The organism is Spirillospora sp. NPDC049652, from assembly GCF_040675125.1.
GTDB lineage: Bacteria > Actinomycetota > Actinomycetes > Streptosporangiales > Streptosporangiaceae > Spirillospora.
This window is the reverse complement of sequence record NZ_JBFAOF010000158.1, coordinates 1-11,127: the sequence shown is the minus strand read 5'-3', so window position 1 is coordinate 11,127 and position 11,127 is coordinate 1. Positions and strand designations below refer to the sequence as shown.

General features: G+C 72.8%; 5 protein-coding genes and 1 pseudogene. 5 read left to right on the top strand and 1 reads right to left on the bottom strand.

Annotation, left to right across the window (positions count from 1 at the left end):
* The 5 genes and pseudogenes from AB0J52_RS13620 to AB0J52_RS13600 all read left to right on the top strand — a co-directional run.
* Positions 1–1,470 (top strand): annotated as a pseudogene (locus AB0J52_RS13620) (carboxyl transferase domain-containing protein); the annotation flags it as partial.
* 8 nt (positions 1,471–1,478) lie between these two features.
* Positions 1,479–3,428, top strand: coding sequence for an acetyl/propionyl/methylcrotonyl-CoA carboxylase subunit alpha (locus tag AB0J52_RS13615; protein WP_500181895.1), 1,950 nt, complete (start codon positions 1,479–1,481; stop codon positions 3,426–3,428).
* Between the two features lie 5 nt (positions 3,429–3,433).
* Positions 3,434–4,354, top strand: coding sequence for a hydroxymethylglutaryl-CoA lyase (locus AB0J52_RS13610; protein WP_500181894.1), 921 nt, complete (start codon positions 3,434–3,436; stop codon positions 4,352–4,354).
* 3 nt (positions 4,355–4,357) lie between these two features.
* Positions 4,358–5,509, top strand: coding sequence for an acyl-CoA dehydrogenase family protein (locus AB0J52_RS13605; protein WP_500181893.1), 1,152 nt, complete (start codon positions 4,358–4,360; stop codon positions 5,507–5,509).
* Positions 5,510–5,558: 49 nt separating this feature from the next.
* Entirely contained in the window at positions 5,559–8,870 is a 3,312-nt protein-coding gene (locus AB0J52_RS13600; RefSeq protein WP_500181892.1) for an NACHT domain-containing protein, read from the top strand.
* A 74-nt stretch (positions 8,871–8,944) separates the two neighbouring features.
* On the opposite strand, the gene AB0J52_RS13595 is transcribed toward AB0J52_RS13600, so the two are convergent.
* Positions 8,945–11,127 (bottom strand): S8 family serine peptidase (locus AB0J52_RS13595; RefSeq protein ID WP_500181891.1); only part of this gene is annotated, 2,183 nt, incomplete at its 5' end.

Genomic DNA, 11,127 nt, shown 5'->3' with positions numbered 1-11,127 from the left:
GCCCGCGTGCGGCACGTCTAGCGCGGCAAGCTGCTGCCCCGCGACCGGGTGGACACGCTGCTCGACCCGGGGTCGCCGTTCCTGGAGCTGTCGCCGCTCGCCGCGACCGGCATGTACGGCGACGACGCGCCGGGCGCCGGCATGATCACCGGCGTCGGGCGGATCTCCGGGCGCGAGTGCGTGGTCGTGGCGAACGACGCCACCGTCAAGGGCGGCACGTACTACCCGATGACGGTCAAGAAGCACCTGCGCGCGCAGGAGGTCGCCCTCCACAACCGGCTGCCCTGCGTCTACCTGGTGGACTCGGGCGGCGCGTTCCTGCCGAAGCAGGACGACGTGTTCCCCGACCGCGAGCACTTCGGCCGCATCTTCTACAACCAGGCCACCATGTCCGGGCGCGGCATCCCGCAGATCGCGGCGGTGCTCGGGTCCTGCACGGCGGGCGGCGCGTACGTCCCGGCGATGAGCGACGAGGCCGTGATCGTCCGGAACCAGGGGACGATCTTCCTCGGCGGCCCGCCGCTGGTGAAGGCCGCGACCGGCGAGGTCGTCACGGCCGAGGAGCTCGGCGGCGGCGAGCTGCACTCGCGGATCTCCGGCGTGACCGACCACCTGGCCGACAGCGACGCGCACGCGCTGTCGATCGTCCGGGACATCGTCGCCACGCTCGGCCCGCGCGAGCCGCGCCCCTGGACGAGCGCCGAGCCCGCCGAGCCGCTGTACTCCCCGGACGAGCTGTACGGCGTCGTCCCGCCGGACGCCCGCACCCCCTACGACGTGCGCGAGGTCATCGCCCGCGTGGTGGACGGCTCCCGGTTCCAGGAGTTCAAGAAGGAGTTCGGGACCACGCTGGTCACCGGGTTCGCGCACATCCACGGCCACCCGGTCGGGATCATCGCCAACAACGGCATCCTGTTCGCCGAGTCGGCGCAGAAGGGCGCGCACTTCATCGAGCTGTGCGACCAGCGCAGCATACCGCTGGTGTTCCTGCAGAACATCACCGGGTTCATGGTCGGCCGCGAGTACGAGGCGGGCGGCATCGCCAAGCACGGCGCGAAGATGGTCACGGCCGTCTCGTGCGCGCGCGTGCCGAAGTTCACCGTCGTCATCGGCGGCTCGTTCGGCGCGGGCAACTACGCGATGTGCGGGCGGGCGTACTCGCCCCGCTTCCTGTGGATGTGGCCGAACGCCCGGATCTCGGTCATGGGCGGCGAGCAGGCCGCGAGCGTGCTGGCGACCGTCCGGCGCGACCAGCTCGGCGACGCCTGGTCGGCCGAGGAGGAAGAGGAGTTCAAGGCTCCGATCCGCGCCCAGTACGAGGACCAGGGCAACCCGTACTACTCCACGGCCCGGCTCTGGGACGACGGCGTCATCGACCCGCGCGACACGCGCCGGGTGCTGGGCCTCGCGCTGTCGGCCGCCGCCAACGCGCCGCTGGAGCCGGTCGGCTACGGCGTCTTCCGGATGTGAGGGACGAGATGTTCGAAAGCGTTCTGGTCGCCAACCGCGGCGAGATCGCCGTCCGGGTGTTCCGCACCGCGCGGCGGCTCGGGCTGCGCACGGTCGCGGTCCACACGGCGGGCGACACCTTCCACACGGCCTACGCGGACGAGGCCGTCGAGATCCCGTCCTACCTGTCGGCCGAGGCCGTGCTGGACGCGGCGCGCGCGAGCGGCGCGGCCGCGATCCACCCCGGCTACGGGTTCCTCGCGGAGAACACCGCCTTCGCGCGGGCCTGCGAGGACGCCGGGGTCGTGTTCGTCGGCCCGCCCGCGTCCGCGATCGACGCGATGGGCGACAAGATCCGCGCCAAGCAGACCGTCGCGGCGGCGGGCGTCCCGGTCGTCCCGGGCCGCGACGAGCCGGGCCTGTCGGACGCGGAGCTGGAGGCCGCCGCGCTGGAGGTCGGCCTCCCGGTGCTGCTGAAGCCGTCCGCGGGCGGCGGCGGCAAGGGCATGCGGCTCGTCCGGACGGCCGCGGAGCTGCCGGAGGCGATCGCGTCCGCGCGGCGCGAGGCCCGCACGTCCTTCGGGGACGACACGCTGCTCGCCGAGCGGTTCGTGGAGAACCCCCGGCACATCGAGATCCAGGTCTTCGCGGACGCGCACGGCAACGCCGTCCACCTGGGCGAGCGCGAGTGCTCGCTGCAGCGCCGGCACCAGAAGATCATCGAGGAGGCGCCGTCGCCGCTGCTGACGCCGCAGGCGCGGGCGCGGATGGGCGAGAGCGCCGTCGCGGCGGCCCGCGCGGTCGGCTACGTCGGCGCGGGCACGGTCGAGTACATCGTCTCGGCCGACCGCCCCGACGAGTACTTCTTCATGGAGATGAACACCCGGCTCCAGGTCGAGCACCCGGTCACCGAGCTGGTCACCGGCCTGGACCTGGTCGAGCTCCAGCTCCGCGCCGCCGCCGGCGAGCCGCTGCCGTTCGACCAGTCGGCCGTCGAGCTGACCGGGCACGCCGTCGAGGCGCGCGTGTACGCCGAGGACCCGGCGCGCGGCTTCCTGCCGACCGGCGGGCGCGTGCTGGCGCTGTCGTCCGGCTCGGACGCCCGGGTGGACTCCGGCGTCGAGGTCGGCACGGTCGTCGGCGGCTCGTTCGACCCGATGCTGGCCAAGGTCATCGCCTGGGCCCCGGACCGGGCCGCCGCGCTGACCGGCCTCGACCGGGCGCTCGGCGGGTACGACCTGCTGGGCGTCTCCACGAACGTGGCGTTCCTGCGGCGGCTGCTCACCGCGCCGCCGGTCGTGTCCGGCGACCTGGACACCGGCCTGGTCGAGCGGTCCCTGGACGAGCTGACCGCCGGGCTGCGCGACGTTCCGGCCGAGGTCCTCGCGACCGCCGCGCTGGAGCGGATGCTCGCCCTGGAGTCCGGCGACCCGGACCCGTGGGCCATCCCGGACGGCTGGCGGCCCGGCCGACCGGCCTGGACGCCGTGGCTCATCACCCCGGCCGGGTCCGACCCGGTCGAGGTCCGCGTCCAGGGCCGCGCGGCGTCCGCGCGGGTCTCGGTCGGCGAGGGCGAGCCCGTACCGGCCTCGCTCCGCCGCGACGGTTCCGACCTCGTCCTGACCTACGACGGCCGGACCACCCGCTACTCGTGCGCGCGCGACGGCATCACGCTGTGGCTCGGCCGCGGCGGACGCACCTGGGCGCTCGCCGAGCACGAGCGGGCCGAGAGCACCGGCGCGGCCGCCGTGTCCGGCGACGGCGTCCTGCGCAGCCCGATGCCCGGGACGGTCCTCGCCGTGAAGGCCGCCGAGGGCGACAAGGTCGGGGAGGGCCAGCCGCTGGTCGTCGTCGAGGCGATGAAGATGGAGCACACCGTCACCGCGCCGCGCGCCGGAGTGGTGGCGTCCCTGCCGGTCCGCACCGGCGCCCAGGTCGCCCTGGACGAGGTGCTGGCCGTGATCGAGCCGGAGGACTGAGCCAGATGCGCGTTCCACTCGACGGGCTCCCCGAGCGCGTCACCGTCTACGAGGTCGGCCCGCGCGACGGGCTGCAGAACGAGAAGTCGATCGTCCCGGTCGGCGTCAAGGCCGAGTTCATCACCCGGCTCGCGGACGCCGGGCTGACCACGATCGAGGCCACCTCGTTCGTCCACCCCAAGTGGGTCCCGCAGCTCGCCGACGCCGAGGACCTGCTCGGCGTGCTGCCGCGCGCGCCGCTCAACCGGTACCCGGTGCTGGTGCCGAACGAGCGCGGGCTCGACCGGGCGCTCGCCAACGGCGTCACCGAGATCGCGATCTTCGGCTCGGCGACCGAGACGTTCGCCAAGCGCAACCTGAACCGCACGGTCGACGAGTCCCTGGCGATGTTCGAGCCGGTCGTCCGGCGCGCCCGCGCGGAGGGCATGTGGGTGCGCGCGTACGTGTCGATGGTCTGCGGCGACCCGTGGGAGGGCGACGTCCCGCTCGCCCAGGTCGCGTCCGTCGCGCGCCGCCTGATGGACCTCGGCTGCTCCGCGCTGAGCCTCGGCGACACCATCGGCGTCGGCACGCCCGGCCAGGTCACCGCGCTGATCGGCGAGGTCGTCGCCGCCGGCGTCCCGCTCGACCGGATCGCCGTCCACTTCCACGACACCTACGGCCAGGCCCTCGCGAACACGCTCGCCGCGCTGCGCGCCGGCGTCACCGTCGTGGACGCGTCGGCGGGCGGCCTCGGCGGATGCCCGTACGCCGAGTCGGCCACCGGCAACCTCGCCACCGAGGACCTGGTCTGGATGCTCGACGGCCTCGGTGTCGAAACCGGCGTCGACGTGCGCAAACTCACCGAAACGAGTCTCTGGATGGCCGACCGGCTCGGCCGCCCGTCCCCGTCCCGCGTCGTCCAGGCGCTCGCGCCCAAGGAGTAACCGATGATCGACTTCACCCTCACCGACGAGCAGGAGGAGCTGCGCCGCACCGTCGAGCGCTTCGCCCGCGAGACGGTCGCCCCCGTGATCGGGGACCTGTACGAGCGCGGCGAGTTCCCGTACGAGATCGTCGACGGGATGGGCAAGATGGGGCTGTTCGGCCTGCCGTTCCCCGAGGAGTTCGGCGGCATGGGCGGCGACTACTTCACCCTCTGCCTCGCCCTGGAGGAGCTGGCGCGGGTCGACTCGTCCGTCGCGATCACGCTGGAGGCCGGCGTCTCGCTCGGCGCGATGCCGATCTACCGGTTCGGCAGCGAGGAGCAGAAGCGCGAGTGGCTGCCGAGGCTGGTGACGGCCGAGCGGCTGGCGGCGTTCGGCCTGACCGAGCCGGGCGGCGGCACCGACGTCCCGGGCGGCATGCGCACCACCGCCCGGCTGGACGGCGACCAGTGGGTCATCAACGGCTCCAAGGCGTTCATCACCAACTCCGGCACCGACATCACCGCGTTCGTGACCGTCACGGCGTACACCGGCGAGAACGAGATCTCCACGATCCTCGTCCCGAACGGCACGCCCGGTTTCACCGTCGGCCGCAAGTACTCCAAGGTCGGCTGGTCGGCCTCCGACACCCGCGAGCTGTCCTTCGACGACGTCCGCGTCCCGGCGGAGAACCTGGTCGGCGAGCGCGGCCGCGGATACGCCCAGTTCCTGCGCATCCTGGACGAGGGCCGCATCGCCATCGCGGCGCTGTCGGTCGGCCTCGCCCAGGGCTGCGTGGACGAGTGCCTGCGCTACGTCCGCGAGCGCGAGGCGTTCGGCCGCGAGATCGGGCGGTACCAGGCGATGCAGTTCAAGATCGCCGACATGGAGATGCGCGCGCACACCGCCCGCCTCGCCTACTACGCAGCGGCCGCGAAGATGCTCAAGGGCGAGCCGTTCAAGAAGGAGGCCGCGATCGCCAAGCTCGCGGCGTCCAACGCGGCGATGGACAACTCCCGCGACGCCACGCAGATCTTCGGCGGCTACGGCTTCATGAACGAGTACGCGGTCGGCCGCTTCTACCGCGACGCCAAGATCCTGGAGGTCGGCGAGGGGACCAGCGAGGTGCAGCGCATGCTGATCGCCCGCGCCCTGGGCCTGCCCGCCTCGTTCTGACTCGCAAAACACCCCACAACGGCCCAACTCGACGGGCGATACTGGACGAATGTCCGTCGAGTTGGCCGCCGTGGGCGTCGGCAAGTCCGTGGCGAAGCTCGTCCTCGGCCGCGTGCTCTCCGGCCGGACCGCCCGCCTCGACCGCTCCGCCGACCTCGTCGACCTCATCCGGGTCGGCTACGCCGACGAACTCAAGCGGCGCAAGGCCGTCTCGCAGTTCGAGGACATCGCCACCGCCGTCGCCGACCAGCTGCTGAAGTTCTGCCGCGCCGAGTACCGCGGCCTCACCGACAACGACCGCGAGGCGGTGCTGGGCCAGGTCGTCCTCACCCTGGACCGGGCCGACCTCTCCGACGCCGCCCTGATGGCGGACGACGCCGACCCGGTCAAACTGGCCCGCCGCTTGCGCCGCACCCTCCCCGCACGCGAGGCGTCCTTCCAACTCGGCGAAGCGGGCGCGCGCCTGTACGACGTCGTGCTCGACGAGTGCTGCGACTGCCTCGCCCGCATCCTCACCCACCTCCCCCAGTTCGCCCCTCGCGCGTCGGCCGAGACGCTGTCCCGGCTGTCCGGCCTGGCCGAACAGGTCGAGGCGCTCCTCGCCCGGATGCCCGCCCGCTCCCTGACCTCCCCCGAGGGCGCGGGCGAGGACGAGGAGTTCACCCGCCGCTACCTGTCATCGCTCAGCGAGAACCTTGACAGGCTCGAACTGTTCGGCGTCCGCTTCGAGCGGCTGACCCGTCCGCGGACGAGCCTCAGCGTCGCCTACATCAGCCTCACCGTCTCCCAGGAGCACGAGAAGGCGCGCCGGCGGCAGGACCCGGTCCGCCGGTCCGAATGGCACGAGGAGCGCACCGGCGGGACCGTCCGCATCGAGACCGCCCTCAAGGACCACCGCCTCCTGCTCGTGCGCGCGGAAGCCGGCGGCGGCAAGAGCACCCTCCTCCGCTGGCTCGCCATCGCCGCCGCACGGGGCTCCTTCTCGGACGAACTCGCCGGCTGGCGCGGCCTGGTCCCGTTCCTCATCAAGCTCCGCAGCCACGCCGACGGCCGGCTGCCGTCCCCCGAGGAGTTCCTGGACGACGCGGCCGGGAACCTCGCGGGGCTCATGCCGAGGGGCTGGACCCACCGCGTCCTGCTCTCCGGCCGCGCCCTGGTCCTCGTGGACGGCGTGGACGAGGTCGCGACCTCGCAGCGCCAAGCCGTCCGCGAATGGGTCGCCCGCCTGGCCGCCGACTTCCCCGGCATCCGCGTCATCGTCACCTCGCGACCGGCCGCCGCAGCGGCGGACTGGCTCCGGGCCGAAGGCTTCGGCACGGCCTTCCTGGAGCAGCTGAGCCCCGCCGACCTGCGCGAACTCATCAGCCACTGGCACACGGCCGTCCGCGACTGCGCCGATCTCCCCTGCGAGCCCGAACGCCTCCCCGGTTACGAGTCCCGCCTCCTGGCCCGCTTCGAAGCGGCGCCCCACCTGCGCACCCTGGCGTCAACTCCCCTGCTCGCCGCCATGCTGTGCGCGCTGAACCTCGACCGGGAGTCCCTCCCCCGCGACCGCATGGGCCTCTACTCGGCGGCGCTGGACCTGCTCCTGGAGACCCGCGACGCCAAACGCGGCGTCCCCAGCGCCCAGGCGGTCGCGCTGGAGAAGGACCAGAAGATCCGCATCCTGCGCGACCTGGCCTGGAGCCTGTCGACCAGCAACCGTGTCGAGCTCCCGAAACCGATGGTCGAACGCCTCGTCGCCGACCGCCTGGCCGCGATGCCCAAGGTCGCGGCGTCCGCGCCCGACGTCCTGGACGCCCTGCTCCAGCGCTCCGGCGTGCTCCGCGAGCCGGTCCCCGGCCGCATCGACTTCGTCCACCGGACCGTCCAGGAGTATCTGACCGCGCAGCACGCCGCCGACATCGGCGACATCGAGCTGCTCGTCCGCGAGGCCCACCGGGACCAGTGGCGCGAGACCGTCATCATGGCCGCGGGCCACGCCAACGAGCCGCTCCGCCGCGACCTGATCACCGGCCTGCTCGCCCGCATCGACGCCGAGCCCGGCCGGGCCCGGCGCCTGAAACTGCTCCTGGTCGCCTGCCTGGAGACGCTCCCGGCCGTCCCGGCCGACCTGCGTCCGGCCTTCGACCGCGCGCTGTCCGACCTCGTCCCGCCCCGGGACGAGGTCGCCGCCCGTTCCCTGGCCACGGCCGGCGAGTCCGTCCTGGACGCCCTTCCCGAGTCCGTCGAGACGCTGTCGAGCAGGGTCGCTCAGGCGTCCGTCCAAGCGGCCTGGCTGATCAACGGGCCCCGCGCACTCGACGTCCTCGCCCGCTATGCCCCGGACGCACGGTTCGAGGTGGCGAGCGAGCTGGCCGCGGCGTGGAGCTACTTCGACGCCACCGAGTACGCCGACCGGGTCGTCCGCTTCATGCCCACGAAATCCCTGCTCCGGGTCGACGACGCCGAGCAGTTGCGGGCTCTGCTCGCACTACCGCCACGCGAACAGCTGAACCTGTACCTGGACGACGCGTCGGCGCTCGACCTCCTCGCCCACCACCGCCTCGCCCTGACCTGGCTGCTCCTCTACGGGCCGGAGTCCGTGCCCATCGACCCCGGACGGCTACCGGCGATGCCCAACCTCACCCGCCTCACCCTGGGGACGACCATCGAGGTGAGGTCCGTCGAGTTCCTCGACCGGATGCCGGCACTCCAGCACATGAGGCTCTGGAACTGCACCCACCTGCACGACTACGCCCCGCTGCGGCGTCTGCCCTCCCTGGACACCCTCGTCCTGCACAACGCGGCGCACCTGACCACCGCCGACCAACTTCCGTCGCTCGCCACGACCAAGTCCCTGGGGTTGGGCAACCTGCGCAGCAGGGAGGTGCTGTGCCACGCCCTCGACTCCGCTCCGGAACTTGAGACGCTCTACCTCCCGGCCCTTCCGTGGACCGACATCCCGGCACTCGTCGCCGATCACCCGCTCGACTATCTCGAACTCGACTCCTGCGAACAGGTCCAGGACTTCACCCCGCTCGCGCGCCTGAAGCGGCTCAGGCAGCTGAGCCTGTCGGAGACCCAGGTCAGTGATCTCGACTGGGTCCGCGAGCTGGTCCACCTCAGGATGATCCTCCTGAACGGTTGTCCCCGCCTCGGCGACCTGTCCCCGCTGGCGTCGCTGCCAAGCCTCCGCGAGGTCTACCTCCTTTCCAACACCGATCGGCCTCTGGACTTGACGCCCTTCGCCTCCCAGCCCGGTCCGACCATCTACGTCCACCGGGGACAGCGCCTCATCGGCGCGGAGCCGCTGGGTCGCCGCTTGAAGAAGCTGGACGGCCCGATCGGCGTACTGCGGCCCGCCGGCCTCTGGGCATGAGCCGGCTTCCGCTACCCGCAGAACACTGGACGGACGGCCAGGAGTGTCGAGTCGGCCGCCCGTCCAGTGGGTCGTCAGCTGAGCCCGTAGGCGCGGATGACCGTCTGCTTCAGCGAGGTGCCCTCGTCATTGGACACCTGGATCCGGAGCGAGACGTAGCCGCCCGAGCCGGCCGGGTGGGTCAAGGACGCCTTCCAGCGGTCGGCGCCGGTCTGCGTCACCTTGGCGGGCTGCCAGGTCTTGCCGTCGTCGTAGGACGCCTCGACCGTGGCGTGGGTGAGACGCGGCGGTGAGGCGGCTCCGCGGCCGTCCGTGATGCGCAGGGCCAGGTCGAACGGGGATCCGGACGGAGCGCGGTTCTTCTGGTCGAAGGCCCCCTCGGCCCGCACGGCGAACATCGGCGGCTCCTCCAGGGCCGCCATGGTCGGGGTGTAGGGGAACGTCCACTCGGTCTCGGAGTGGGTGCCGAGGTCCGTCCAGGACGCCTTGCGGTCAGCGGTCGAGCGGACGGTATAGCCGCCGGGGCCGGGCGGCGTGCTCACCCGCAGGCTGTCGGAGTCCGCCGCGCCCAGCAGTTCACCGTCGCGCCACACCTCGGCCCTCGCGGTCACCGGCCCGCTCAGTCCGTCCCGGGCACCCGCCGGGACGAGGGGGAAGGTGTTGAAGATCATCGGCCCGTTCTTCGCCTTCCGCATCCCGGCGCCGACCGAGCCGAGCGCGGCGGCGTTCCAGTGATAGGTCGTGCGGCCCGGCCTGCCGGTGGACGGCGGGTCGCCGATGATGCTGAAGCCGCCGTCGTCCGCCGTCCCGTTGAGGCCGCGGCGCCAGCTCAGGCCGGGGGACGCGGTGTAGAGCTCGGTCCGCCGGCCGGGCAATGGGACGGAGTACTCGCCGTACCCGGCCCCGAAGAAGACACCGGGCACCAGCGCCATGGTCTGGCGCAGGCCGGTGAGCGGACGGTCGGAGTGGTACACCGAGTCGACCGCCGCGAGCTCCCCGTCCGCGACCCGGTAGTCCAGGGTCGCCGGGATCCGGTGATCGACCAGGCGTTGCAGGTGGTACGCCCGCGGCCCCTTGGGTTCGGCCAGGTTCGCCGCGTGGTAGAAGCCGTACTGGCGTCCGGTGACCTCCTCGGTGGGCATCGCGGAGAAACCCGCCGTGCCTTCGACGGCCACCCCGAACGCCTCCTGCACTCCCGCCACCGTCTCGTTGACGCCGATCTCGTCGGTGCCCGCGCGCACGGCCGTCCGGCTGTCCACCCGGACCGCGACCCGCTTGGCCCGGCGCGCGTCGGCCGTGATCGCGACATCGCTGTCGCCCACGGTCACCTGGGGATAGGAGAACAACGTGAACTCCTCGTCGCCCGTGGGAACCACGGCGTGCAGCGAGTACCGCCCTGCCGGCACCCGCGCCGCCACGCCGTTGCCGCTGTAGTAGTTCTCGACCGCTTCACCCGTGGCCAGGTTGGTCAGGGACATCCACGGCAGCGTCTCCACCGCCGTCCCGGCCGGGTTTCCGTTGCGGTCGATCCCCGTCAGCCGGATCTCGTGCGACGGGGTCTCGCGGACGCCGCCGACGGCCAGACGCAGCAGTTCCTCGTCGCCGCGCGTAGCCGTCAACCCGCCGCCGTACCGGCCGACGGCCCCCTTGCCGGGGTCGGCCGAGACCGTGGCCTCAGCCGTTCCACCTGCGGGAACGTCCAGTGCGGCCGGGCTGACCGTGAACATCCCCGAGGGCGCGGCCTCGCCGTCCGGACCGGTCACCCGCAGCCCCAGGTCCAGCCGCACCGGCGTGTCCCCCTCGTTGCGGAACCGGACCTTGCGGCTCGCCGCCGCCCGGGTCAGGTCGAACGAGACGCTGCCCTGGTCGGCGAAGACCTTGGCGGCCACTGCCCGGCCGACGTCGATCCGGCCCGTCCCCTGGGCGAAGACCGAGACACCGCTCTTGGCCTTGGCCGTCCCCATCAGCGCGGCTTTGACCTGGGCGGGCGTCCATCCGGAGTGCTCCTGGAACAGGAGGGCGGCGGCTCCCGCGACATGCGGAGCGGCCATCGAGGTGCCGCTCAGCGTCGTGTAGTGGTCACCCACCGGGTCGCCCAGCGAGGTCCCGGCGGCCCGTGCCGCGGTGATGCCGACGCCCGGAGCGGTCACGTCGGGCTTGATCGCGCCGTCGCCGATGCGCGGCCCCCGGCTCGAGAACTCCGCGACGGCGTCCTCAGCGTCGGCGGCCCCGACGGTCAGCGCCGCATCGGCGAGGC